20 protein-coding genes are annotated in these 24,414 nt (G+C 65.7%); 14 read left to right on the top strand and 6 right to left on the bottom strand.

All coding sequences use genetic code 11. From position 1 onward, the window contains the following. The first annotated feature begins 6 nt into the window (after positions 1 to 6). Both NX780_RS22325 and NX780_RS22320 read left to right on the top strand, forming a co-directional pair. Positions 7 to 624 (top strand): YwqG family protein, encoded by a 618-nt coding sequence (locus NX780_RS22325; protein WP_258830091.1) that lies wholly within the window; start codon positions 7 to 9, stop codon positions 622 to 624. A 602-nt stretch (positions 625 to 1,226) separates the two neighbouring features. Continuing rightward, positions 1,227 to 1,853 (top strand): hypothetical protein, encoded by a 627-nt coding sequence (locus NX780_RS22320; RefSeq protein WP_258830090.1) that lies wholly within the window; start codon positions 1,227 to 1,229, stop codon positions 1,851 to 1,853. A 108-nt stretch (positions 1,854 to 1,961) separates the two neighbouring features. Here NX780_RS22320 and NX780_RS22315 read toward each other — a convergent pair whose 3' ends face one another. Then, entirely contained in the window at positions 1,962 to 2,336 is a 375-nt protein-coding gene (locus tag NX780_RS22315) for a group III truncated hemoglobin (RefSeq protein WP_258830089.1), read from the bottom strand. A gap of 200 nt (positions 2,337 to 2,536) precedes the next feature. Here NX780_RS22315 and NX780_RS22310 point away from each other — a divergent pair, with 200 nt between their 5' ends. From NX780_RS22310 to NX780_RS22290, 5 genes are all read left to right on the top strand, one after another. Beyond that, the gene (locus NX780_RS22310) at positions 2,537 to 4,429 is read left to right on the top strand and encodes an MFS transporter (RefSeq protein ID WP_258830088.1); all 1,893 of its coding nucleotides are present in this window, start codon (positions 2,537 to 2,539) and stop codon (positions 4,427 to 4,429) included. Positions 4,430 to 4,482: 53 nt separating this feature from the next. Further along, entirely contained in the window at positions 4,483 to 7,005 is a 2,523-nt protein-coding gene (locus tag NX780_RS22305) for a family 20 glycosylhydrolase (RefSeq protein ID WP_258830087.1), read from the top strand. A gap of 291 nt (positions 7,006 to 7,296) precedes the next feature. Further along, positions 7,297 to 7,545 carry a hypothetical protein gene (locus NX780_RS22300; protein WP_258830086.1) on the top strand — a complete coding sequence of 83 codons (249 nt, stop codon included), beginning with the start codon at positions 7,297 to 7,299 and terminating at the stop codon, positions 7,543 to 7,545. Position 7,546: 1 nt separating this feature from the next. Continuing rightward, positions 7,547 to 8,341, top strand: coding sequence for a hypothetical protein (locus tag NX780_RS22295; RefSeq protein WP_258830085.1), 795 nt, complete (start codon positions 7,547 to 7,549; stop codon positions 8,339 to 8,341). A 113-nt stretch (positions 8,342 to 8,454) separates the two neighbouring features. Next, positions 8,455 to 9,954: a sigma-54-dependent transcriptional regulator gene (locus tag NX780_RS22290; protein ID WP_258830084.1), complete on the top strand. Its 1,500-nt coding sequence runs from the start codon at positions 8,455 to 8,457 to the stop codon at positions 9,952 to 9,954. A 7-nt stretch (positions 9,955 to 9,961) separates the two neighbouring features. On the opposite strand, the gene NX780_RS22285 is transcribed toward NX780_RS22290, so the two are convergent. Both NX780_RS22285 and NX780_RS22280 read right to left on the bottom strand, forming a co-directional pair. Next, positions 9,962 to 10,330 carry a hypothetical protein gene (locus NX780_RS22285; RefSeq protein WP_258830083.1) on the bottom strand — a complete coding sequence of 123 codons (369 nt, stop codon included), beginning with the start codon at positions 10,328 to 10,330 and terminating at the stop codon, positions 9,962 to 9,964. Between the two features lie 13 nt (positions 10,331 to 10,343). Further along, the gene (locus tag NX780_RS22280; protein WP_258830082.1) at positions 10,344 to 12,554 is read right to left on the bottom strand and encodes a serine/threonine-protein kinase; all 2,211 of its coding nucleotides are present in this window, start codon (positions 12,552 to 12,554) and stop codon (positions 10,344 to 10,346) included. Between the two features lie 302 nt (positions 12,555 to 12,856). On the opposite strand from NX780_RS22280, the gene NX780_RS22275 reads away from it, so the two are divergent. Then, the gene (locus tag NX780_RS22275) at positions 12,857 to 15,058 is read left to right on the top strand and encodes an OsmC domain/YcaO domain-containing protein (RefSeq protein WP_258830081.1); all 2,202 of its coding nucleotides are present in this window, start codon (positions 12,857 to 12,859) and stop codon (positions 15,056 to 15,058) included. 28 nt (positions 15,059 to 15,086) lie between these two features. On the opposite strand, the gene NX780_RS22270 is transcribed toward NX780_RS22275, so the two are convergent. Together NX780_RS22270 and NX780_RS22265 are read right to left on the bottom strand one after the other, a co-directional pair. After that, positions 15,087 to 16,724, bottom strand: coding sequence for a glycoside hydrolase family 43 protein (locus NX780_RS22270; protein WP_258830080.1), 1,638 nt, complete (start codon positions 16,722 to 16,724; stop codon positions 15,087 to 15,089). Between the two features lie 19 nt (positions 16,725 to 16,743). Then, positions 16,744 to 17,511 carry a 3-keto-disaccharide hydrolase gene (locus NX780_RS22265; protein ID WP_258830079.1) on the bottom strand — a complete coding sequence of 256 codons (768 nt, stop codon included), beginning with the start codon at positions 17,509 to 17,511 and terminating at the stop codon, positions 16,744 to 16,746. A 138-nt stretch (positions 17,512 to 17,649) separates the two neighbouring features. Here NX780_RS22265 and NX780_RS22260 point away from each other — a divergent pair, with 138 nt between their 5' ends. The 6 genes from NX780_RS22260 to NX780_RS22235 all read left to right on the top strand — a co-directional run bounded on the left by NX780_RS22260 (position 17,650) and on the right by NX780_RS22235 (position 23,379). After that, on the top strand, positions 17,650 to 19,260 hold the full coding sequence (locus NX780_RS22260; protein ID WP_258830078.1) for a phytoene desaturase family protein: 1,611 nt from the start codon (positions 17,650 to 17,652) through the stop codon (positions 19,258 to 19,260). Continuing rightward, positions 19,253 to 19,750: a GNAT family N-acetyltransferase gene (locus NX780_RS22255; RefSeq protein ID WP_258830077.1), complete on the top strand. Its 498-nt coding sequence runs from the start codon at positions 19,253 to 19,255 to the stop codon at positions 19,748 to 19,750. The genes NX780_RS22260 and NX780_RS22255 overlap by 8 nt, the downstream gene beginning before the upstream one ends. 72 nt (positions 19,751 to 19,822) lie before the next feature. After that, complete coding sequence (locus NX780_RS22250; protein WP_258830076.1) at positions 19,823 to 20,896, top strand: AraC family transcriptional regulator; 1,074 nt, start codon at positions 19,823 to 19,825, stop codon at positions 20,894 to 20,896. 224 nt (positions 20,897 to 21,120) lie between these two features. Further along, positions 21,121 to 22,116 carry a DJ-1/PfpI family protein gene (locus tag NX780_RS22245; RefSeq protein WP_258830075.1) on the top strand — a complete coding sequence of 332 codons (996 nt, stop codon included), beginning with the start codon at positions 21,121 to 21,123 and terminating at the stop codon, positions 22,114 to 22,116. 95 nt (positions 22,117 to 22,211) lie between these two features. Then, positions 22,212 to 23,081, top strand: a complete 870-nt coding sequence (locus NX780_RS22240) for an SMP-30/gluconolactonase/LRE family protein (protein ID WP_258830074.1) — start codon at positions 22,212 to 22,214, stop codon at positions 23,079 to 23,081. A 154-nt stretch (positions 23,082 to 23,235) separates the two neighbouring features. Continuing rightward, positions 23,236 to 23,379 carry a hypothetical protein gene (locus NX780_RS22235; RefSeq protein ID WP_258830073.1) on the top strand — a complete coding sequence of 48 codons (144 nt, stop codon included), beginning with the start codon at positions 23,236 to 23,238 and terminating at the stop codon, positions 23,377 to 23,379. A 44-nt stretch (positions 23,380 to 23,423) separates the two neighbouring features. Here NX780_RS22235 and NX780_RS22230 read toward each other — a convergent pair whose 3' ends face one another. Beyond that, positions 23,424 to 24,350: an alpha/beta hydrolase gene (locus tag NX780_RS22230; protein WP_258830072.1), complete on the bottom strand. Its 927-nt coding sequence runs from the start codon at positions 24,348 to 24,350 to the stop codon at positions 23,424 to 23,426. Positions 24,351 to 24,414 lie beyond the last annotated feature (64 nt).

Genomic DNA, 24,414 nt, shown 5'->3' with positions numbered 1-24,414 from the left:
ACAATTATGACAAAGAAACTTGCTTTTATAAAACCATGCTTGGATGACAAGCTTGCGCGCGTGGGCGGGGCAGCGCTGATTGGTGGCATTGTGGCATGGCCAGCAACACAAGATGGGCACCCACTAACTTTACTTATGTCACTTCCGACCGAATTTCTAAACAGAAATGCAGGGGTCAGTCTCCCATCTGGAAAGATAATTTCCGTTTTCTCCTATTATGCTCAGGACGAGTACTTCTTGGATTGCATAACCTATCACGGTTCGCAGGAGGAGCTCGATTGGCTGCGAAGAGGTTTTACACGCGTGCTGCTCCACCCGCCAGGAGGGGTAATGTCCAGCGCTGAAGAGCTTCCTCCGATGGAACTGGAGATAGAAGATGCCCATTCGACTCCTGCAGATACGTATGGCGGATCAAAAATCGGTGGCACACCTACACTCCTTCAAGCTGAACCGCTTGCATTGGGCGACGAGAAATTTGCGCTTCAGGTGTATGGAGGGAGCTTCCCAGCGGGCCACCGGGGAGTCCTTGGGCTGTCCGATGCTGTCGGTTATCTGTTTATTAATGAGAGTAAAGCACGTAATGGTGAGCTGGATGTCGGAACATTTTTTGTACAAGTGACGTAAATCCGGAAATAGCACTGCGATTGCACGATTCGCTGGCGTTCTAGCTGGCGCTCCAGTCCCACTGATAGGAGAAAGAGCTGGGGTTCCCGTCCCCGGAAGAAATATTCTGTTTTCCTGACCGCTGATCATCTTGCTATATTGGATCCCGAGCGATCGACCGTAGAAGTCGAGCGTGTCGCCGACACTGGCGAGCCAATGGGACATCGATATTTTCCTCAAATCCCGTTTTACAAAAAAAATGAAAAGTTTGTTGTCAAGGATATTGGCCTGCCACCTTTATTTCAGTGTGTTGAAATTAACGCACTAGTCCGTAGCGAAGAGTTTCGCGGCGCTGCATTGAATGCAGGTTTGCGTGGGCTGAAATTTGTTCCGTTCGATGAAAGCTATTCTTACGCCCCCTGGGCTGGATGGTAGATAGGGCATTCCAATCAAAATCCTATCCGCTTGTCTGGTGGCGGATCTGTTCTGGAAGAGAGTATGAAAAGGCAGAATTGCGTGGGGGAGCGTACTCCAAATCGTGCAGGATACTTGAGGGCGCCAAGTACCCATTCGGAAGGGCTGGCAGCGGTAAATCCGTCGTAGGCCATGTAATAGGAGGTTATGTGAATGAACCGTTATATGTATTAAAGTATCGGCCGGACGGCAAGGGTTGCCCTTACCATCTTTCCGGAGAGTTTAATCAGCCCGAGTGGGAGTGGAGGAATTTCGAGACGAAACCGCACGAGGCCAAGATAACGAGAGATTATTCACTTAGAACCACGGATGGAGATCTACAGTTCATCGATTTTGACTTTTATGGAACCTTGGCAAAGTACGTCTCGGAACAGTTTGTTGCTTTGTGTGCTGATCTTCATGTCAATTCCCGTCAGGTGCCACTCGATATCACCTACTTCAAAGGTGGGCGACCATCGAAATCTTATTTCGTGTTCCTGCCTGCTGATCATCTGCCAATGCTGGACGCGGAAAAGTCAGTAACTGAAGTGGAAGTTATAGATGAATCTGGGCAGCCGATGATGGATCGTTTCTTTCCCGATATTCCCATCTATAGACGTATTGAAAAATTCGTTTCCAAGGATGCCGAAACGCCTCATCTCTTTCAATGCGTAGAGCTATTCTCCTTGGTTTGTACTGAGACTTTTCGTGCGCAAGCATTGAAACGCATGCTCCGTGGGGTTGAATTCATCCGGCTAGACGACAATTTTGTCTATGACCCGGGTGCTGGCTGGTAGACGCGGCCCCCGCGAGTTGACGATACGAAAAGTACCTCGAGTGAGATGCGCTCGCCGGCGCAGATTGCGACGCGGGATGATCGTGGCGGCGTCTTCCTGAAGCCTCCGCTACGCCACCTCGACCCGGCCGAAAAAACCATACTGCAGACTCGCAGCGATCCGGCGCGCGGCCGCCAGGAACGCGTCGGCATCGCCAGGCGCGAAACGCCCCGTCACATGCGATTCAAACAATCCCAGCCAACGGCGGAAATGTTCCGCCTCGACGCCCTGCAGCTGCATGTGCTTGCCGTAGACATTCCCCTTGAACTCGGCGCTCTTGAGCATGACCGAGCACCAGAAATCGACCATCCTAGCCAAGTGCGGCTCCCAGTTGTCGCCAATGGCGCCGTCGAATACGGGGGCAAGCACGCTGTCGCGCCGGATGTCGCCATAAAAGTCGGCAACCAGGGCGGCAATGGAGTCACGGTTCAGTTCGGAATACATGGGAGGCGGTCAATCGGATTGCAGCGGTTGTGCCTATTGTCTCAGATTCCCGCAAGCCGGCGCACTGCCGGCCCGGGCTGATCTCCGCAGCGCCCGTTTTGCGCGTTTCCCACGAAATTGACGAGTGACGGAGCCCATCCGGCTTTCTTGGCAGCTATTGCGATTATGATACGTGGCAACAAGCGCTACCAAGGCCAGCCATGTCGACTCAGAATCAGCAACGCATGCACCTCCTGTTCCTGACCGCGATCTGCGGCCTGGGCGGACTCCTCTACGGCATCGACATCGGCATCATCGATCCGGCCTTGCCCTACCTGCACCGCGCCACCAGCCTCACGGAAGGCCAGCTCTCGCTGGTCGTCGCAGCCGTGATGGGCGGTTCGATCCTCGGTTCGGTGGTCGCCGGCATGCTTGCCGACTGGCTGGGCCGGCGCCCGATGATGGTGGTCAGCGCGCTGCTCTTCGTGGGCAGCGTCACCGTCATCTATCTCTCGCAATCCTTCGTGCCGCTGCTGCTGGGGCGCCTGCTCCAGGGTCTGAGCGGCGGGGTGATCGCGGTGGTGGTCCCGCTCTACCTGGCCGAATGCCTGCCGGCGAACCAGCGCGGACGCGGGCTGGCGCTGTTCCAGTTTGCGCTCACCGTCGGCATCGTCCTCGCCGCCTTCATCGGCAACCATTACCTGAGCAATGCCGAACTGGCGATCCAGGCGGCCGGCAGCGATGCGGCCGCGGTGAGCGCCGCCGCCGACCGCGCCTGGCGCAGCATGTTCCTGGCGGTGCTGTACCCGGGCACCCTGTTCCTGCTCGGCTGCCTGTTCGTGAGCGAATCGCCGCGCTGGCTGATCCGGCGTGGACGCGCGGCGCAGGCGGCGAGCGTGCTGTCCCGCCTGCGCCCGGCTGACGAGTGCGAGCGTGAAGTGGCCGAGATCGGCGCCGCACTGGCGGAGGAAAAGGCGCGGCCGAAGCTTGGCCGCGGCGCGGCCCTGGCCGAGATGCTGACCCAGCGCCGCTACGTGCTGCCCTTCGTGCTGGCCTGCGTGATCCTGGGCTGCAACCAGGCTACCGGCATCAATTCGATCCTGCAGTTCATGTCGACCATCCTGCAGCACGCCGGCCTCGATCCGGTGAGCGCGTCGAGCTACGGCACCGCCATCAAGATCCTGAATTCGGTGATGACGGTGGCCGCCATCATGCTGGTCGAGCGCAAGGGCAGGGTGTTCCTGCTCAAGATCGGCACCGCCGGCATCATGGTGTCGCTGTGCCTGCTCGCGCTGCTGTTCCACCGCTTCGAATCGCAGCGCGTCGACGTGCGCGCCGACGTGGCGGCCCTCGTGGCGGGCAATGCACTCGACCTGAACCTGGCTGACTCGCGCCTGGCGCCGCCCGCATCGGGACCCGTGCAGCTGACCATCCTCTACCAGTACGGCGACAAGGAACAGGTGGCCGAAGCCTATACGCCGACGCCGAAGGCGCAGGCCGTGCTGGCGCGCGAGCAGGCGCTGGTGAGCGCCTTGCCGGAAGCGCAGCGCGCCGTGCTGGCCCAGGCGCGCGCCGCCTGGAGCGGGCGGGCCGCCGCGGAGCCCGAAGGGGCGCAGCAGCTGATCGCGAGCCTGCCGGCGCAAGCGCGCGCCACCATCGAGGCTGCCCGCCGCGTCCACATGGCCCAGCGCATCGATATCCGCCCCGCCGATGGCGCAGCGAATGCCCCGCTCGAGATCGTGCGCGCCAGCGTCGGCCCGATCCCGGACAAGAACAGCGGCCTGCTCGCCGCGCTCTGCATTGCCGGCTTCATCGCCGCCTTCTCGATCGGCCCGGGCGTATGCGTCTGGCTGGCGCTGTCCGAGCTGATGCCGACCCGGATCCGTTCGGTGGGCATGGGCGTGGCGCTCCTGATCAACCAGGGCACCGGCACCCTGATCGCCGGCGCCTTCCTGCCGATCGTGGGCAACTTCGGCTACCACATGATGTTCCTGTTCTGGGCCGTCTGCACCGCCGTGTACTTCATCACGGCGACCTTCTTCCTGCCCGAAACGAAGGGCAAGTCGCTGGAAGAGATCGAGCGGCTGTTTGCGCGGACGAAGGCGGCCGAGTAATGCCTGTGATTGGAGAGAGAGACTTGACGAAGACGACAATGTGGAAAGGCCCAATGGCTGCCATCCTGCTGGCCGCGCTGGTGGCGCTGCCGGCGCCGACGGTGCTGGCCGCCCAGGGCGCTGCCGTGGCGAGTGTCGCCAACCCCGCGCGCCTGGAACTACGCTGGGAAATGCAGCGCCAGCCTGCCGGCCTGCAGCTGCCCCAAGGAGGCTCGCCGGCGCGCTTTACCCTGACGAACAAGGACAACGCGCCGCTGCCGGCGTCCGGCTGGTCGCTCTACCTGTCGGGCATCGACCGCATGCCGGCCGGCGCACAGTCGAACGGACTGGTGCTGGAGGAAGTCGCGGGCAGCCTGTTCCGCCTGCGCCCGGGTCCGGATTTCAAGGGGCTCGCCCCCGGCCAGACACTGGAATTCGCCTACCGGCATCGGGATTCGGTGTTCATGCCCTCGCGCTCGCCGGCGGGTCCCTACCTGGTGTACGACGCGGCCCCAGATATGGGCGTGCCGCTGCCCTACACGGTGACGCCCCTGAAGGAGCCGCCCCAGCGTGGCAAGGTCGGCAGCCCGCATTCGGCGGTGACGCCGGAAGATACCTACTGGCGCAATGCCAGGGCCGAGCTGCTGCCGGCGTCAAAGGTCCCGCCGGTCCTGCCGACGCCGCTGGCGCTGCAGACCGGCGCCGGCCGCCTGGTGCTGGCGGGCCGACCCGTCATCAAGGCATCCGCAACGCTGGCCAACGAGACTGCGCTGGCCGGTTCGCTGTTCCCGTCCAGCTTGCCGGCCGGCGGTGGCCCGGCCCTGCGCTTGAGCGTCGGCACGGTCGAGGGACAGGATTCGCCCGAGGCCTACCGCCTCACGATCGACGCGCGTAGTGGCATCGACATCGTCGGCAACAGCGCGGCCGGCGTCGCCCATGGCCTGCAGTCCCTGCGCGACCTGATGCCGCTGCCCGGCGCCGCGGACCCGTCCCTGCCCGAACTGACCATCGTGGACGCGCCGCGCTTCGGCTACCGCGGCTTCATGCTCGACGTCGCGCGTAACTTCCAGAGCAAGGAAACGGTGCTCAAGTGGCTCGACCTGATGGCGCGCTTCAAGCTGAACAAGTTCCACTTCCACCTGACCGACGACGAGGGCTGGCGCATCGAGATCGCCGGCCTGCCGGAACTGACCACGATCGGCGCCGTGCGCGGACACAGCGCGAAGCCGGGCGTGCGCCTGCAACCGGCCTACGGCTCCGGGCCCGATCCGCGCGACCCCGCGGGCAGCGGCTACTATTCCCGCGCGGACTACCTGGAGATCTTGCGCTACGCCGCGGCGCGCCACATCGAGGTGATCCCCGAGATCGAGATGCCCGGCCATGCGCGCGCCGCCGTGCAAGCGATGGAGTCGCGCTACCACCGGTTGAAGAGCGCGGGGAGCCGCGATGCCGCGCGCTACCTGCTGAATGACCTGGAGGACCGCTCCGACTACCTGTCGGCCCAGTACTTCAAGGACAATGTGATCAATCCCGGCCTCGAATCGAGCTACACCTTCATCGAGCACGTGGTCAGGGAGATGGCGGCGCTGCACCGCGAGGCCGGCGTGCCCCTCAAGACCATCCACATGGGCGGCGACGAACTGGCCAACGGGGCCTGGGAGAAGTCGCCCGCGAGCGAGGCGTGGAAGCGCAAGCATGGCCTGGAGAGCAGCGCCGACCTGTGGGACTATTTCTACGAGCGGGTCGACGCCATCGTGCGCAAGCACGGCATGTTCACCTCCGGCTGGGAAGAACTGGCCGCCCGCAAGACGCGGCTGGACGGCGCCTCGAAGCTGATCCCGAACCCGCGCTTCACCCGCAACGGCTTCACCGCCTACGTGTGGAACAACACGGTGGGCCTCGAGGACCTGGCCTACCGCCTGGCGAATTCCGGCTACGACATCGTGCTCACGCCCGTCACGCGCATGTACTTCGACATGGCGCACAACGCCAACCCCGAGGAGCACGGCGTCAACTGGGGCGCCTACGTCGAACTCGACACGGTGTACGACTTCATCCCCTTCGACATCATGAAAGACGCGCCGGACGCCGCCAGGGCCGGCAAGGATCGCCTGACCGACTACGGCAAGCGCCGCGTACGGGGCATCCAGGCCAACCTGTTCGCGGAAACGGCGCGCGACCCGGCGCGCCTCGACTACCTGGTGATGCCGCGCATGGTGGCCCTGGCCGAGCGTGCATGGGCGGCCGACCCGGCCTGGGCCACGACCCTTGACCAGAACAAGGCGGCGGTCCTGCACCGCGACGACTGGACGGGTTTCGTCAATGCGCTCGGCCAACGCGTGCTGCCGCGCCTCGACCTGGACGGCTCGAACGTCGCCTACCGCATCGCGCCGCCGGGCCTCGTGCTGGACGGGGGCAGGGTGCTGGCCAACCACGTGCTGCCGGGGATGGTGCTGCGCTATACCAGCGATGGCAGCGAGCCGACGGCGGCAAGCTCTGTGGTCAGCGGGCCGATCCTGGAGCGCGGCATGATCCGTGTCGCGGCCTTCGACCGCCAGGGCAGGCGAGGGCCGGTTGCCGCCATCGAATCGCCCTGACACCGCCTTGCCTTGAACCAGAAAACCCGCTTCGGCGGGTTTTTCTTTTATTAACTCCGAAAATATCAGGCGATTATAAGGATAAGCCGCTCTTCATTATCGGGATTATCGTGCTTGTAAAATAAATCGCAATTTTACACGTCATTTTACATGTAAAAAAATAGCTCCAATTATTGGTTGACGGAGTGAATAAATATTCCATATGATGTTTTCCCGAGCACGTAGCAACTTATTAATTACGGCCATCCAGCCCGTGCTGGCGGCCTTGATGACAGCAGCGGGCGGTTGGCGATGGTTGACCTGGCAAGACACCATAATACGTTCGGATTGCAGCGGCTTTATCCCGAAGCCGTCGAATACCTTCTCCCGATATTCCGCCTTATTAAAATACAACCGGTATTTGGAATCGTTCGCGGCAAATACCTGCCCATTGTTTTATATCGCGTCCGCGTGGCGCGCTCTGATTTGAATGGCGTCGTCAGCGGTCGGCACATTATTTCAAACCAACCATCATGGGCTCATCATGCGAAGGGGGAGTGATATGCCGGCGTCCTGTAAACTGATTTTCCGGATTTCGTTCGGACACGCGTTCTTTGCCGACGGCGTGCTGCGCGACCTGCGCATCGTGCCGGTACCGGCCTGCTTCGACAAGCTGCGCAGGGCTGGCCTGGTGCTGCGCCCCCAGGAAGACGGTATCGCGGTCTACGGCGACGAGAAAGCCGTCGAGCGCCTGCGCTTTCATATCGCGGCGGCCGGCAGGTCGCTCGGCATGGCCTTCCAGGTCTTCTTCACCGATCCGCACTTCTTCGAGTACACGGCGCCCGCATGGCCGAGCGGCAAGTTGCTCTATCTCGATACCGCCGATTCCGTGACGGACGAGACGGGCCGCAAGATCGTGCATGCCACCCCCTTCGTGGAAGCATCCGCTTTCCTGGAGCGCGACCACGCGAGGCTCGCCTGCATCCTGGGCGAGCGCGTGCTGGCGCCGACGCCGGCCATGGTGCTCCGCGTGGACCTGTCGTCCGGGCTGCTGGACGTGATCGACTCCCGCCAGCGCCATTTCCACGTCCGCTTCGATGCCGCCGGCAATCGCTGGAACGATGGCCGGCCTGGCGCCGGCGACGCGCAGGCAGGTAGCAGCGAGCCGGCCACCGATGTCGGCATCGAGCGCTTTGCCGGCGTCAATATCGCCGACCGCCGCCGCGCCCACCTCTTCGTGCCGAAAGGCGCCGTCCAGATGCGGGAAGTATCGCCGCCGCGGTTCCGGCGACGCCTACCCTTGCCGGTGATGGAGAAGGCGGCCTTCGGCAGGCTGTCCAGCCCGGGACCGGGCTAGGACTGCGCGGCAGCAGGGACCGGAATGCGGCCCTGCACGCTGGGCCTGGCGGCCGCATGAGGTTAAAATGACAATCACCACGCCTCGTGCATCCGTGCTTTTTGTCAGGCCCCATGACTTACTCCGATTTCACGCTGACCTCGCCGCTCTACGACCTGGAAAACGGTGCAGCGCCCCTGCTCGCTCTCACCATCGTCTGGCACCCCGATCGCGCGCGGATCGGTGAACAGTTCGTCGGCGGCGCCGGCGGCGACGTCATCGAGCTGAATCGCTTTGCTCCCCTCTTCATGCACCCCGGCCGCGAGGGCCTGCCCCTGGGCCACGGCGCCATTTCGCGCCAGCCCCTGCGCCTGGTGCGGGACGCAAGCGACCGGGTTTCCATGACCCTGCCGGCCAGCCCCATGGCCGTTGAAGTCAATGGCCGCGTCCTCACCCACCCCATCCACTTCAGTGCGGGGCAGATTGCCGATGGCCAGATCCTGACGCTGGGGCGGGCGGTGGTTCTGTGCCTGCACTGGATGCAGCGCCTGCCTGCGCCGAACACGGTGCCGGGCCTGATCGGCGTGGGCAGCGCCAGCATTGGCGTGCGCGAGCAGATCCATATGGTGGCGCGCACCAGCCTGCCGGTCCTGCTGGTGGGAGAAACCGGCACAGGCAAGGAGATCGCCGCGCGCGCAATCCACGCGCTGAGCGGGCGGGCGCAAGGGCCGCTGGTCGCCGTCAACATGGCGGCACTGGGCGAGTCCATGGCGGCATGCGCGCTGTTTGGCGCAGTGGAAGGCGCGTATCCGGGCGCGGGCGCTGCGCGCGAGGGATTGTTCGCGCAAGCCGATGGCGGGACGCTCTTCCTCGACGAGATCGGCAACGCGCCGGCGGCCGTGCAGCCGATGCTGCTGCGCGCGATCGAAGGCGGCGGCTACCGGCCCATCGGCGCATCCGAAGACCGGCGTTCGAGCGCGCGCCTGGTCGCCGCCTCCGACCAGGATCTCGATGCCGCTGCCTTCAACCAGGCCTTGCTGCATAGGCTGGAAGGCTTCGTGCTCCGCATGCCGCTGCTGCGCCAGCGGCGCGAGGATGTCGGCGTGCTGATCGTGGACCTCTTGAGGCAGCAGGGCATCGAGGCCGAGCTGCCGGCGGCGCTGGTGGCGGAACTGGCGGCCCATGACTGGCCGGGCAACGTCCGCCAGCTGTTCAACGTGCTGCAGCGCGCCGCGCTGGTGCTGCGCGAAGGCGGCGTGCCGACGCTGGAGCAGCTGGTGGGTAGCGCGCGCGCGAAGGTGGAAGAGGCGCTGGAGCCGGAACCGGTCGTGACGCTGGAAACTGCGGTCGCACGCCGCAGGCCTTCGAAGCTGAGCGACGGCGAGGTGCTGGAGGCGATGGCCGGGAATGACTGGAACATCCAGGCCGCGGCGCAGGCGCTGGGAATCTCGCGTCCGAGCCTGTACAAGCTGCTGGAGGACCACCCGGACATCCGGCGGCCCGAGACGATCGCCGAAGACGACATCGCCCGCGCGATGGCGGCATCGGCGGGCGATATCGAGCGCTGCGCGGCGCTCCTGAAGACGCCGGCGGAAGCCTTGCGGCGCCGCTGGCGGCTGCTGCGGCCGAACTGAAGTCCGATCAGATCGAACCGACTTCCAGTTCCGGATCGGGCAGGAAGAAGAAGCTGCTCACGCCTTCCTTGTTGGTCGTGGTGAAGGCGATCGAGAAACCCCAGAAGCCGTCGTTCGCCACTTTCACTTTCGAACCCTGCACCAGCGGGATCTGCGACTGGTTGAAGGGCGAGTGCGCGCTGGCCGGCTTGCGCGGGCCCGCGAACAGCATGGCGCTTGCCAGCTCGACGGAAGGCGTGTCCGGCAGGCGGAAGTCGAAGGTCAGGGTATCGCCGACGTTCGCCTTGATCAGCGCTTCGATCTTGCCGTCGATGCTCCAGGTGGCCATTGGATTGCCCGGATTGAATTGGATGGTGATGTTGTAATCGGTTGCCATGGTCTCTTTCAGTTCACTTCGTTGAACGTGCTGCTGGAGCACGGGGACTGCCGGACACATCGGCCCGGACGTAACGCTCGTCGCGCCGCAGGGCCACCAGGTCGGGTTCGGCGTCGATGAACTTGACCGGGTAGCCCAGGCGCCGGGCGTGTTGGATGGCGACGAGCGCCGCGTCGCGCTGGCCCAGGAGTTCATAGGCGAGAGCGGCGCGGAACTGCACGTCGGCGCTGTTCGGTGCCAGCGCGAGCGCGCGCGGCAGGAGGGTGGCGGCGTCGTCAAGCGCCCTGGTGCGCGCGGCGTACAAGCCCATGCGCGAGACCAGCAACACGTCGTTCGGCGCGCGCGCCAGGCGCGGCGCCAGCAGTTCGCGCGCCTTCTCGTAGGCGGCCCGCGCCTGCGCTTCGCGTCCGGGAATCCAGTTCAAGGTATCTGCCAGGTTGGCCCACAGCTGGTATTCGCCGGGCGAGCCGCGCGTCGGCGACACCGCGTTCTCGAAGGCCGCCGCGGCGCCGACGTAGTCCTGGCGCAGGAACAGGGCGTTGCCAAGGTTCGTGTACAGCTTGGCGCTGGGCCGGATCTGCAGGCCCTGCTGCAGCACCCGCAAGGCTTCGTCATCACGGTTCTGGCGCAGCAGCGCCGCGTTCAGGTTGGAGTAGGCGAGTACCGCATCAGGCTGCAGCGCAATGCTGCGCCGGAACGCGCGCTCGGCCGCCGGGTAATCGGCCTGCTCGTACTCGATCGCACCCAGTTCGTCGGTGAAGGCGCGCTCGCGCGGGAAGCGGACGAAGGCCTCGGCCAGCCTGGCGCGCGCATCGTCGTAGCGGTGCATGCGGCGCAGCGTCGCGACCTGGCCATACCAGGCGAAGAAATTGTTGGGATCGAGGCGCAGCGCCTCGGCGTGGGCGCCCAGCGCCTCCTCGCGCTTGCCCTGGTTGAACAGCACCCAGGCGCGGGCGACGTGGCTGAGGGCGAGCTGCTCGTTGAGCTGGGCGGCGCGCTGGGCGCTGGCGTCGGCCCGCTGCAGCCAGGTCTCGTCGCCCTTGTCGGTCTGGTAGCGCAAGGCGTACGTGATCGACAGGCCGGCGGCCGCCGCCGCGCTGTCGGGCTGGCGCTCCAGGATGCGGCGGAAGTGCTGCTCCGCCTTGTCCAGGCTGTCCGGGCGGTCGAACTGCTTCAGCGCCGCCAGTCCCTGCTCCATCTCGAGCGATTCGGAGAAGGGCGCCAGCGAGCTGCCCAGCACCGCCAGGTGGGGCGCCGCATACCAGCCGCCCGCACCCAGCAGCGCCAGCAGCGCCACGCCGGCCAGCGCCTTGCGCGTGCGCGGGGCCATGGTCTTCCTGGCGGGGCGGGCTGCCGGCGGCGCCGGCGCATCCAGCTGCGCCAGCCGCTCGAGCACCTCGGCCATGCCGGCCAGGCGCTGCGCGGGCTGGCGCGCCGTCATCGCGCGGATCAGGGCGACCAGCTGCGGACTGGCGTCGACCGGATAGTTCCAGCCGTCGGACGACGCCTGCACCTGGGCCGCCGCCAGCGCCAGGCCGTCCAGCAGCGCGAAGGGCCTGGCGCCGTTGATCATCTCGTACAGGATCAGGCCCAGGGCATAGACATCGGCTTGCGGCGACAGCGGCGCACCGAGCATGCGCTCGGGCGCCATGTAGGCAATGGTGCCCTGCAGGGCGTTGGAGGGCAGGCTGGTGGTGGCGAGGACGTCCACGCTGTGGGCCAGGCCGAAATCGAGGACACGGATCTTGCCTCCCGGTTCCAGCATCAGGTTCGACGGTTTCACGTCGCCGTGCACGAGGCCGGACTCGTGGGCGTCGCGCATGGCTTCGGCGATCTGGCGCGTCCATTCGAGCGCTTCCAGCTGCGCCACGGGACCCTCGAGCAGCACCTGCTTGAGCGTCCTGCCGGGCACCAGTTCCATCACGATCGACTGGGTGTCGCCGTCGTCCTCGATCGCGTGGACCGTGACGAAGGCGGCGTGGCGCAGCGAGGCGCCGAGGCGGGCTTCGCGCATCAGGTCGGCTTCGGCGCGGCCGGCGCCCGCATGCTTGATGCATTTGATGGCGACGGGGCGGCGCAGCTTGTTGTCCCAGGCCTCGTAGACCTGGCCGAAGCCGCCTTCGCCGAGACGGCCGCGCACTTCGTAGTGGCCCGGCAGCTGCGGAGCGGAAGGCATGGACTCGGCCAGCGTGGAAGTGTCGAGAATCGTGGTAGAAGCGCTCATCGTCCGGCGCTTGATACGGATCAAAGATACATTACAGCAATCATTGCGGTAGCGCAATGATCCTTGGTTTTCAGCGGCTTCCCTTGCACACAATGTATCGGAACTATTCGATATTATTACTGAAAAGTTACATTCTCCTGGCGCCGCGGCGGCGCAGTCCCGAATGCGGCGAAGCTGCGAAATCGAGTAAAATCATGCGCTTCACTCTCGCAGAGCCCTGTTCTCACAGGGCTTTCTATTTTGCGTCGTCGGACAAAGGTTCGATCGTAGCCAGCCATTTTTAAGCATTCACCGGAATTCATATGGAAATCAAGGTCAACTTCCTCGACAAGCTACGTCTGGAAGCCAAGTTCGACGACTTCACCGTGATCGCCGACCAGCCGATCCGTTACAAGGGCGACGGCTCGGCGCCCGGCCCCTTCGACTACTTCCTGGCCTCCTCGGCCCTGTGCGCGGCCTATTTCGTCAAGCTGTACTGCAACACCCGGAACATCCCGACCGAGAACATCCGCCTCTCGCAGAACAATATCGTCGACCCGGAGAACCGCTACCAGCAGATCTTCAAGATCCAGGTCGAACTGCCGCCGGACATCTCGGAAAAGGACCGCCAGGGCATCCTGCGCTCGATCGAGCGCTGCACGGTCAAGAAGGTGGTGCAGGCCGGCCCCGAGTTCGTGATCGAGGAGGTGGCGAACCTGGATGCGGACGCCCAGGCCCTCCTGACCCTGCAGCCCGATGGCGGAGCGGCCACCTACATCCCCGGCAAGGACCTGCCGCTGGAGCAGACCATCGCGAACATGTCGGGCATGCTCGCCAGCTGGGGCATCAAGATCGAGATCGCCTCGTGGCGCAACATCGTCCCCAACGTGTGGTCGCTGCACATCCGCGACGCGCACTCGCCGATGTGCTTCACCAACGGCAAGGGCGCGACCAAGGAAAGCGCGCTGGCCTCGGCCCTGGGCGAATACATCGAGCGCCTGAACAACAACCACTTCTACGCCGGCGCCTACTGGGGCGAGGACATCGCCAACGCGCCCTTCGTCCACTACCCGAACGAGCGCTGGTTCCAGGCGGGCCCCGACGATGCGCTGCCCGAAGAGATCCTCGACGCCTACACCCGCGAGGTCTACGACCCCGACGGCGAGCTGCGCGGCTCCCACCTGGTCGACACCAATTCCGGGAACGCGGCGCGCGGCATCGTCTCGCTGCCCTTCAAGCGCCTGTCCGATGGGGAGACGGTGTACTTCCCGTCCAACCTGGTCGAGAACCTGTATGCCAGCAATGGCATGAGCGCCGGTAACACGCTGGCCGAGGCCCAGGTGCAGTGCCTGTCCGAGATCTTCGAACGCGCCGTCAAGCGCGAGATCCTGGAAGGCGAGATGGCCTTGCCGGACGTACCCGCCGAGGTGCTGGCGAAGTACCCGCGCATCCTGGCCGGGATCCAGGGCCTTGAAGAGCAGGGCTTCCCGGTGCTGGTCAAGGACGCCTCGCTCGGAGGCCGGTATCCGGTCATGTGCGTGACCCTGATGAACCCGCGCACGGGCGGCGTGTTCGCCTCCTTCGGCGCCCACCCGAGCTTCGAGGTGGCGCTGGAGCGCAGCCTGACGGAGCTGCTGCAGGGCCGCAGCTTCGAGGGCCTGAACGACCTGCCGCCGCCGACCTTCGCGAGCGAAGCCGTGACCGAGCCCTACAACTTCGTCGAGCACTTCATCGATTCGAGCGGCGTGGTCTCGTGGCGCTTCTTCAGCGCGAAGACCGATCTCGACTTCGTCGAATGGGACTTTTCGGGCGCCGGCGAAGACTCGAATGCGCAGGAATCGGCGACCCTGCTCGCCATCCTCGAGGACATGGGCAAGGAAGTCTACATGGCCGTCTACGACGAGCTGGGCGCCACCGCCTGCCGCATCCTGGTGCCGGGCTACTCGGAAGTCTATCCGGTGGAAGACCTGGTCTGGGACAACACGAACAAGTCACTGCTGTTCCGCGAAGACATCCTGAACCTGCACCGCCTGGACGACGACGCCCTGAACGATCTGCTCGACCGCCTGGAAAACAATGAGCTGGACGAGTACGGCGACATCGCCAGCCTGATCGGCATCGAGTTCGACGAGAACACGGACTGGGGCCAGCTGAACGTGCTCGAGCTGCGCCTCCTGATCAACCTGGCGCTGGGCGAGCTCGAAGGCGCCCAGGAGCTGGTCGGCGCCTTCCTGCAGTACAACGACAACACCGTCGAGCGCAAGCTGTTCTACCAGGCGATGGACGCGGTGCTGCACGTGGTGCTCGACGATGACCTGGAGCTGGAAGACTACGTCGTCAACTTCCGTCGCATGTACGGCAATGCACGCATGGATGCGGTGCTGGGTTCGGTCGACGGCAGCGTGCGTTTCCATGGTTTGACGCCGACCAGCATGGCGCTCGAAGGCCTGGACCGTCACCACCGCCTGATCGACAGCTACCGCAAGCTGCACGCGGCGCGCGCAAAGGCGGCGGAGCAGCGATAAAGCGGAGCCTGGCGAACCCCTGACGCTTTTACCGGCTGACGCGGAAATAATCCGCGTCGAGCCATCCGCCCGATGGTCTGGCGGCATCGCTGGCGCTGTACAGCCCCATCTGCGCCCCCACCCAATGCCCCTTGGTGGCGGCGAAGGGCGCGCCGGCCGGTGTGAAGTGCTTGCCGTCCACGCTGTAGAAGAAGCGCGCCTGCGCACCCTCGGACATGGTCATGCGCAAGAAGACCGCGTTCGGAGCCTTGGGCAGGAGCACCGTCTCGTTCTCCTGGCAGCGTGGCTTGACCGGTTCGCATACGGCGTACACCAGCTGCTGTTCGCCCCCCTGCCAGCGCAGGCCGATGGCGGCATAGGTCAACCCGTTCAGGATCAAGCCGGCGCGGTCGCCGTCCTGCGCCTCGTGCAGCTCGATGCGCGTGTCGGCCTTGAAGGCGGTGGCGGGCAGCTTCTGGGTGAGGATGTTGGGGGAGGCGCGCACATAGCCCTTCGTAGCCCGGCTGGCGAGCACCGGCAGGCGCAGGTGTCCGGGACGCGCGTCGAGCGCGTACCAGCCCGTTTGCGGATTGGCGTTCCACTGCCACTGCAGGCCGAGGGTCTTGCCGTTGAATTCGTCGGTTGCGGGTGGTACTGCGACGGCCTGGCCGGCCACCGGCTTGACCCACCCGGTCACCGGGTTGCCGACGCCAGGCTTGCGACCGGGCTGGCCGATGAGGGGCCAGCCATCCAGCCAGCGCATGGGTTGCAGGTGCGTCACGCGGCCATAGGCCTTGCGGTCCTGAAAGTGGACGAACCAGTCCTTGCCGTCCTGGGCGCGCAGCCAGGCGCCCTGGTGGGGGCCGTTGATGGCGGTCTCGCCTTGCTCCATCACGATGCGGTCCTCGTAGGGGCCTTCGATGCGGCGCGAGCGGAACACCGATTGCCAGCCTTCCTCCACCCCTCCCGCCGGGGCGAACACGTAGTACCAGCCCTCGTGCTTGTACAGCTTCGGCCCTTCCAGGGTACGGTAGCCGGGCAGCTTGTTGCCGTCGATGACGACCTTGCCCTCGCTGTCGAGCAGGCGCCGTCCGTCCGGCGACATGCTGCGCAGGGTAAGGACGTTGTTGAATCCGGCGCGGCTCTTGGCCCAGGCGTGGATCAGCCAGGCCTTGCCGTCCTCGTCCCACAGCGGGGCCGGGTCGATGATGCCCTTGCCCGGCAGGAGCAGGTGCGGCTCGCTCCAGGGACCGGCGAAGTCGGCGGCGGTGACCACGTAGACGCCGTGGTCCGGGTCGGGATAGAAGATCCAGAATTTGCCGTCGTGGTGACGCAGCGAAGGCGCCCACACGCCTGCGCCGGTACGCGGCACGGCAAAGTGCTGCTCCGGCACAAGCTTCGGCAGGGCGTGGCCGACCAGCGTCCAGTTGACCAGGTCCTTTGACTGCAGCAGTGGCAGGCCGGGCACGCTGTTGAAGCTGGACGCGGTCATGTAGTAAGTGTCGCCCACGCGCACCGCGTCCGGGTCGGAGTAGTCGGCGTTGAGGATCGGGTTCTGGTACCTGCCGTTGCCCAGGTCGGCGACCCAGGGCGCATCGTTCGGCGCGGCATGGGCGGCGCCTGCCAGCAGGACGGACAGGAGGAGGGCGCCTTTGCCGCCGGCGCCGGAACGCATCGTGGTCTTCATCGTGGATGCCGGTGTGGGGTTAGCGCGCAGGCGCCGCCGCGAGCGGCCGCACCCAGATGTTCCTGAAACTGACCGCATCCCCATGGTCCTGCAGCCGGATCGGCAGCGCGCCATGCTTGCGATAGGCCGGCTTGCCCACGTGGACCGATTCTCCCGGCAGCGCCACATGGTTCTGCACCAGCACCCCGTTGTGCAGGGCCGTCACATAGGCGGGCGAGGCCAGCGTCCCGTCGGCGGCAAAGCGCGGCGCGGTCCAGACGATGTCGTAGCTCTGCCACTCGCCCGGGGCGGCGCAGGCGTTCACCAAAGGGATGTGCTGCTTGTAGATGCTGGCCGCCTGTCCGTTCACATAGGTCTTGTTGTCGTGGCAGTCGAGGATCTGGATCTCGTAGCCGCTGCCGTTGCCGGTCGAGGCGAGGAAGACGCCGCTGTTGCCCCGTGCCTGGCCGCTGCCCGTCAGTGTGGAGGGCACGCGCCATTCGATGTGCAGCTGGTAGTCGGTGAAGCTGCGGCGCGTCTGGATGTCGCCGCTGCCGCCGAGCACGGTGAATGCGCCGTGCGCGACCGTCCAGGGGGCGGGCCTGTCGGGGGCGCCGGCAGAGACCCATTCGCCCAGGTCCTTCCCGCCGAACAGCACGAGCGCGTCCGAGGGCGCGCCATGCGCCGCCCCGGGCCTCACGCGCCCGGGTTCGGGCGTCCACACTTCCGTGTCCTTCGGGGTCGCCTGTGCCAGGGCCAGGGACGCCATCGACAGACCGGCCACCATCATCATCGCTTTCGCCAGCATCGCACGCTCTACAATAGGAAGGGAAGCAGAGCATAGCACGCCGGGCTGCGCGACTTCGCGCAAATGCTGTCGATCCAGGCAGGTGCGCCTGGCGTGCCGTCGGTTCATAATGATGCGGTTCCACCACGGAGGCAGTCGATGCGCGACGCGATCATCATCGGAGGCGGCCATAACGGCCTGGTATGCGCCTTTTACCTGGCCCGGGCCGGCCTGAAAGTGACGGTGCTGGAGCGGCGCGAGGTCGTCGGCGGCGCCGCCGTCACCGAGGAATTCCATCCGGGCTTCCGCAACTCGGTCGCCGCCTATACGGTATCCCTCCTCAATCCCCGTGTCATCGAGGATATGGGCTTGTCCGCCCATGGCTTGCGCGTGGTCGAGCGGCCGCTGTCCAACTTCCTCCCGCTGGACGACAGCCGCTACCTGAAGCTGGGCGCCGGCAGGACGGCGCAGGAGGTCGCCAAGTTCTCCCGGCGCGATGCGGACCGCCTCGAGGACTACGCCCGCCACCTGGACAGCGCGGCCGAGCTGCTGCGCGAGCTGGTGCTGCAAACGCCGCCGAACCGGGTCCAGGGCGGCTGGCTTGCCGCGCTGCCGGAACTGATCAAGGCCGGCAAGCTGGGCAAGCGCCTGCAGTCGCTGTCGCTGCCGATGCAGCGCGAGCTGCTGGACCTGTTCACCAAATCGGCGGGCGACTACCTCGACGGCTGGTTCGAGAGCGCCCCCATCAAGGCCGCCTACGGCTTCGACAGCGTGGTCGGCAACTACGCCAGCCCCTATGCGCCGGGTTCGGCCTACGTGCTGCTGCACCACGTCTTCGGCGAGGTCAATGGCAAGAAGGGCGCCTGGGGGCACGCCATCGGCGGCATGGGCGCCATCACGCAGGCGATGGCAAAGGCGGCGCGGGCCCGGGGCGTGGAGATCCGCACCGGCTGCGCGGTCGAGGAGGTCGTGCTCGAGAAGGGCCGGGCCTGCGGCGTCGTCACGGAGCGGGGAGAACGCCTGGACGCGCGCGTGGTCGTGTCGAACCTGAACCCGCGCCTGCTCTATACGCGCCTGGTCGACCCTGGCGCGCTGCCCGCGGACTTCCTGCGCCGCATGCAGGGCTGGCGCTGCGGCTCCGGCACCTTCCGCATGAACGTGGCGCTGTCGGAGCTCCCCAGTTTCAGCTGCCTGCCGGGGAGGGAAGCCGCCGAACACCATGGCAGCGGCATCATCATCGCGCCCAGCCTGCAGTACATGGAGCGCGCCTGGATGGACGCGCGCCAGCACGGCTGGTCGCGCGAGCCGATCGTCGAGATGCTGATTCCGTCCACCCTGGACTCCACGCTCGCGCCGCCGGGCCAGCACGTGGCCAGCCTGTTCTGCCAGCACGTGGCGCCGCAGCTGCCCGATGGGGCAAGCTGGGATGATCACCGCGAACAGGTGGCCGACCTGATGATCGCCACCGTCGACCGCTACGCCCCGAACTTCAAGCGCTCCGTGCTCGGCCGCCAGATCATGAGCCCCCTCGACCTCGAACGCACCTTCGGCCTGGTGGGCGGCGACATCTTCCACGGCGCGCTGGGCCTGGACCAGCTGTTCGCGGCGCGTCCGATGCTGGGCCATGCCGACTACCGCGGCCCCGTCGCCGGGCTGTACACCTGCGGCGCCGGCACCCATCCCGGCGGCGGCGTCACCGGCGCACCGGGGCACAATGCCGCGCGCGAGGTGCTGCGCGACGTCTCGCGCCGGCAGCGTCTCCATGCCTGAGCGACTGCCGGCCCTGCACATCCGCCCGGCCCTGGCGGCCGACGAAGACTTCTTCGCCGCGCTGTACCGGTCGACCCGCGCCGACCTGCTCGCGCTGCTCGCCGACAAGCGCTACATCGACGGATTGATCGCCACGCAGCGGCAGGCGCAGGTCGCCAGCTACCGCGAACGCTACCCCGGCGCCATCTACCAGGTGCTGGAACTGGACGGCGCCGCCGCAGGCCGGCTCGTCACGGCATGCGTGGACGAGGCACTGCGCGTCGTCGATCTTGCCGTCATGCCGTGGGCGCGTGGGCGCGGCGTGGCCACCGAGACCCTGCTGCGCCTGCAGCGCCAGGCGCAGCAGGAGAGACGCGTCCTGAGGCTGGCGGTGCGCCGGGACAACGAGGGCGCGCGCCGGCTGTATGCGGCCCTGGGCTTCGTGCCCGATGACGAAGAGGGCGGCGTGCTGCAGCTGCACTGGCGCCTTGCCGCTGTCCCGCCTCCCTGACCGGCATCTGGCGCCTCGGTCCGCTCCCTCACTATACTTGTGGCACACGCACGAGACAGCAGGGCAAACCAGATGATCGCTCGCCAGTTACTGTTCCTTTTCAGCGCGCTCGGCGCCGCCAATGGCATCCTGATGGCCGCCTGGTTCTTCAGCCGCCGGCCGCGCCGCCTGGCCGGCTGCATGCTCGGCGCCCTGCTGCTGGCGGTCGGGGTGCGGACGGGGAAATCGGCCTTCCTCTACTTCAATCCGACCATCGCGCTCGAATTCCGCCAGCTCGGCCTGTCCGCCTGCCTCCTGATCGGCCCCTTGACCTATCTCTACGTGCGCTACCACCTGGCGGAACGCAGCGGGCAGCCAGCCCGGGCGCGCTGGGAGTGGCATCTCGCGGCTTGCCTGCTGCTCATCGGCCTCGGCCTGGCCTTCCCCTACACCGACTACCGCTACGCCTGGGATCGCTCGAGCGCGGGCATCCACCTGTTCTGGCTGTGCTACCTCGTCGCCGCCGGCCGGGCGATCTGGCTGGAACGCGCACGGCTGTGCGAGCCGGGCCGCCGCATCTCGCCGGAGTCGCTGCTGCTGGCAAGTGTGTTCCTGGGCAGTTGCCTGATCCTGGCCGCCTATGCGACCGTGGCCTTTACTTCGTATATCGTCGGTGCGCTTTCCTTTACGTTCACCCTGCACATCGCGGCCATCGTTCTGGTCCTGAGGCCGCATGAAACGGGTACGGCCGAAAAATACGGTGAACGGAAACTGAATGAGGACGATACGCTGGCGCTGGTCGCTTCCCTCGAGAAGCTCATGCGGGACGATAAGCTGTATTTGAATCCCAACCTGAATATCAACCTGCTGGCCAGGCGCGCCGCATATCCGCAAGCCCTCGTTTCCCAGGCCTTGAACGACAGGCTGAAAAAATCGTTTCATCTCTACGTCAACGAATACCGCATTGCCGAGGCGAAAAGGCTCCTGATCGAATCGCCGGAACTGAATCTCGAATCGATCGCCGAGCGCAGCGGATTCAATTCCAGTTCCACATTCTTCGCAGCATTCAAGAAGATCTCGGGATGCACCCCGGCCAGCTTCCGCGCCGGGGCGCTCCCCCCTGAGGCACTCCGGAATCGCGATTCCGGAGTGCGAAGCAGCGCCTGAGGCTTCCATACCCCTGCCTTCCAATGGATGATCGGGCACCGGCATCCGCTGCCGGTATCGAACATCCACTCTGATTGGAAGGTGAAACCATGATTCAGATTTTCCTGCGCGCGCTCTGCATATTCCTGTTCCTCGCGGGTAGCGCGCATTCCGCTTCGGATAAAAGCGATGAGGACGCCGTCGCGCAAACGGCGCAGGCATAGTTGCACGGCACCAGCTTCAATATGCGGGAAGAAATCCGGCAGGCCTTTTATCAGAATTCGCGGCTGTACCTCGATGGCGAAGGCGGCCGGCTCAGGGAAATGAGCGGACCGGAATATGCCGTCCTGTTTCCCGAAGAAAGAAAAGCCCGCTTCAATGGCCGCGTGGGGCGCCTGGTAAGCGTGGATGTTACCGGGACCGTCGCCACGGCCAAGGCGGAAATCCAGATGCCGGACCGGGGGGCGCGCTATCTCGACGTCTTCCTCCTCAAGAAGATCGCGGGCGAGTGGAAGATCGTCAGCAAATCCGCCCACCGTATCGACGCGCCGGGCCAGGCGCGCAAGGTGTTGCTGGTGGTGTCCAACGCCGACCACTACCCCGGCAGCAAGATCAACACCGGCAATAACTTCCCGGAACTGGCCTACACCTATGACGCTTTCCGCCGCGCGGGCTACACGGTGGACTTCGTCAGTCCCGAGGGCGGCGCCGTGCCCCTGGAGATGATCAATACCTCGGACCCGCTCCTCAAGCGCCACCTCTACGACAGCGACTTCATGTGGGCGCTCGCGCACACCCGGCCGGTGGCCTCGGTCAGGGCCGGGGACTACGCCGGCATCGTCTTCTCGGGCGGGGGCGCGGCCATCCTCGGCATCCCGGAGAACACGGCCCTGCAGGACATCGCGCGGCGCATCTACGAGGACCAGGGCGGGGTGGTCGCCGCCATCTGCCAGGGCACCGAGGGCCTGGTCAACCTGAAGCTGAAGGACGGCAGCTACCTGATCGAGGGGAAGACGATGACCTCCTTCCCCGACGCCTTCCTCAACCAGCAGTCGCCGATCTTCAAGGCCTATCCTTTCTCGATGCAGCAGAGCATCGCGCGCCGGGGAGGGAAGTTCACCCACGGCGAGAACGGCAAGGGCCATGTCGAGGTCGACGGGCGCCTGGTGACCGGCATGAACTGGGAATCTTCAAGCGGCGTGGCGCAGGCCATGATTCGCCTGTTCGAGCAAAAGGGGTGAAGCCGGCGCTACAATCTGCGGCTTGCGGGCATGCGCCCGTCCACCAAGGCAGCAAGGACGCAATGAGCGGCACACCCCGGCCTGGCGGCACAGGCTTGCACCAACCCGTCTGCATCTGGAATGTCGGCGCCCAGCTGGGCGAGGGCGCCCTCTGGCATGCGCCCACGCGCTCGGTCTATTTTGTCGATATCAAGGGCCGGCGCATCCACCGCTGCGCCGCGGACGGCAGCCGTCAGGCCAGCTGGGAGGCGCCCGGCCAGCCCGGCTTCGTCGTGCCACACGCGGATGGCGGCCTGGTATGCGCGCTGGAGGATGGCCTGTATCGCTTCGATGAGGCCAGCGGCGGATTCGCGGCTCTGTTGAAGGTCGAGGATGAACTGCCGGGCAACCGCTTCAACGACGGCCACGTGGATGCCGGCGGCAACCTCTGGTTCGGTTCCATGGACGACGCCCAGGCCGCCCCGACCGGCGCGCTGTACCGGCTGGGAGGCGACGGTGTGCTGGCGCGGGCCGACGACGGTTATATCATTACCAACGGCCCGGCCATCAGCCCGGACGGCAGGACCCTGTACCACACCGACACCCCGCTGCGCCGCGTCTACGCCTTCCAGCTCCGCGAAGACGGCGTCCTTGCCGCCAAGCGCGTCTTCCTGCAACTCCCGGAGGGCAGCCGCCCGGACGGCATGGCGGTCGACAGCGAGGGCTGCCTGTGGATCGCCCTGTTCGGCGCCGGGCGCGTCGAACGCTACACGCCGGAGGGACGGCGCGTGGCGGAGGTCCACTTCCCGTGCACGAACATCACCAAGCTGGCCTTCGGCGGGGACGACCTGCGCACGGCCTACGTGACGACCGCCTGGAAGGGCTTGTCGGAAGCACAACGACGCGAGCAGCCGCTGGCGGGCGGCCTGTTTGCCTTCCGCGTCGATACCCCCGGCTTGCCGCACCACATTTTCGCGACGCCCTGATATTCGCACTGGTGATATCGGACCAGCGGTCATGGGCTGTTCAGATATTTGAATTTTTTATCGTTGAAATGGGAAATCGCAATTGGACTAATTTCTCGCGCAGGTCTATTCTGTGTTCATTGCCCAAGCACTTCAACATTTTTAAGGAAACAGCATGAACACCGCTACCATCGCATTTGCCCGTCCGGCTGCTCCGAACGTCTTCGCCAACCTGCTGTCGACCCTGGGCGCCCACCTGCGCCGCGCCATGGAACTGTCCGGCGACTCCTTCCTGGTACAGGGCGCGCGCTACCTGTAAGCCGCAGCCGACCCAATCGAAAAAGCCCCTGTCCAGGGGCTTTTTCATTTTCGGGCCGGCGTGAGCAGGCCGCGCTCGCGCAACCACGCCTCGGCGCGGCGCGGCCAGGCCGAGGCGGTTCCCAGCCCGTCGCGCATGCCCATGCCATGCGCCCCATGCTCATATAAATACATCTCGGCCGGCACCTTCGCCCGCGTGAGCGCCTGGTAGAACAGGATGCTGTTCTCGACCGGCACCGACTGGTCGGCCTGGGTATGGACCAGCAGCGTCGGCGGCGTCCGCGCCGTCACCTGGCGCTCCACCGACATCAGTTCCACCTCCGCCGCCGAAGGCGCAGCGCCCAGCAGGGCCTTGCGCGAACCCGCATGGGCGGCCGCGCCATCCATCGTGACTACCGGGTACATCAGCATCAGGAAGTCGGGCCGGGCGCTGACCGCGTCCAGCTGCGCCCCGGTGCGTCCCAGGGGATGGTCGAACAGGGTGCCGGCGCTGGCCGCCAGGTGCCCCCCCGCCGAACTGCCCATCACCCCGATCCGGTCCGGCAGCAAGCCGAAGCGCGGCGCCTGGGAGCGCACCAGACGCACCGCGCGCAGCACGTCGCGCAAGGGAGCGGGGTGGCCGAATTCGAGCTGGCGGTAGGTAAGGACGAAGCTGGTGATGCCCAGCGTGGAGAGCCAGTGCGCGTACTGCTCGCCTTCGCGCCGCGTCGATTGGCGCACGTAGCCGCCGCCGGGACAGATGATGACGCCGGTGCCGGTGGCCCGGTCGACCGCCGCCGGGTAGACGGTGAGCCCGGGTTCGGTGATATTGGTGGTGCGGCCATCCTCGTCGACGCGGTTCGGCCCCAGTTCGGGCTTGGCACCGGGCACACCTTCCGGCCACAATGGCAACACGAGCGGGCCTGCGCTTGCCGCGCCGGCGGGCAAGGCACCGGCGGCGCCCAGAACCAGGCCGGCGGCAAGCTGTGTCATCGTGCGTCTCCTGCTTTCATTCATCGGTGATCAATCCATGTTAAAGCCTTCCCAACCCGGCAGT

It is taken from the genome of Massilia agri, assembly GCF_024753255.1.
Taxonomy (GTDB): Bacteria; Pseudomonadota; Gammaproteobacteria; order Burkholderiales; family Burkholderiaceae_D; genus Telluria; species Telluria agri.
Note: the sequence above shows the minus strand (reverse complement) of the source record. Positions and strands in the feature narration are given on the sequence as shown.

Bases quoted from the DNA above. Each gene is read 5' to 3' on its own strand.
- NX780_RS22325 (WP_258830091.1), top strand. From the start codon at position 7: ATGACAAAGAAACTTGCTTTTATAAAACCATGCTTGGATGACAAGCTT.
- NX780_RS22315 (WP_258830089.1), bottom strand. From the start codon at position 2,336: ATGTATTCCGAACTGAACCGTGACTCCATTGCCGCCCTGGTTGCCGAC.
- NX780_RS22310 (WP_258830088.1), top strand. From the start codon at position 2,537: ATGTCGACTCAGAATCAGCAACGCATGCACCTCCTGTTCCTGACCGCG.
- NX780_RS22305 (WP_258830087.1), top strand. From the start codon at position 4,483: ATGGCTGCCATCCTGCTGGCCGCGCTGGTGGCGCTGCCGGCGCCGACG.
- NX780_RS22300 (WP_258830086.1), top strand. From the start codon at position 7,297: ATGGTTGACCTGGCAAGACACCATAATACGTTCGGATTGCAGCGGCTT.
- NX780_RS22295 (WP_258830085.1), top strand. From the start codon at position 7,547: ATGCCGGCGTCCTGTAAACTGATTTTCCGGATTTCGTTCGGACACGCG.
- NX780_RS22290 (WP_258830084.1), top strand. From the start codon at position 8,455: ATGACTTACTCCGATTTCACGCTGACCTCGCCGCTCTACGACCTGGAA.
- NX780_RS22285 (WP_258830083.1), bottom strand. From the start codon at position 10,330: ATGGCAACCGATTACAACATCACCATCCAATTCAATCCGGGCAATCCA.
- NX780_RS22280 (WP_258830082.1), bottom strand. From the start codon at position 12,554: ATGAGCGCTTCTACCACGATTCTCGACACTTCCACGCTGGCCGAGTCC.
- NX780_RS22275 (WP_258830081.1), top strand. From the start codon at position 12,857: ATGGAAATCAAGGTCAACTTCCTCGACAAGCTACGTCTGGAAGCCAAG.
- NX780_RS22270 (WP_258830080.1), bottom strand. From the start codon at position 16,724: ATGAAGACCACGATGCGTTCCGGCGCCGGCGGCAAAGGCGCCCTCCTC.
- NX780_RS22265 (WP_258830079.1), bottom strand. From the start codon at position 17,511: ATGCTGGCGAAAGCGATGATGATGGTGGCCGGTCTGTCGATGGCGTCC.
- NX780_RS22260 (WP_258830078.1), top strand. From the start codon at position 17,650: ATGCGCGACGCGATCATCATCGGAGGCGGCCATAACGGCCTGGTATGC.
- NX780_RS22255 (WP_258830077.1), top strand. From the start codon at position 19,253: ATGCCTGAGCGACTGCCGGCCCTGCACATCCGCCCGGCCCTGGCGGCC.
- NX780_RS22250 (WP_258830076.1), top strand. From the start codon at position 19,823: ATGATCGCTCGCCAGTTACTGTTCCTTTTCAGCGCGCTCGGCGCCGCC.
- NX780_RS22245 (WP_258830075.1), top strand. From the start codon at position 21,121: ATGCGGGAAGAAATCCGGCAGGCCTTTTATCAGAATTCGCGGCTGTAC.
- NX780_RS22235 (WP_258830073.1), top strand. From the start codon at position 23,236: ATGAACACCGCTACCATCGCATTTGCCCGTCCGGCTGCTCCGAACGTC.
- NX780_RS22230 (WP_258830072.1), bottom strand. From the start codon at position 24,350: ATGACACAGCTTGCCGCCGGCCTGGTTCTGGGCGCCGCCGGTGCCTTG.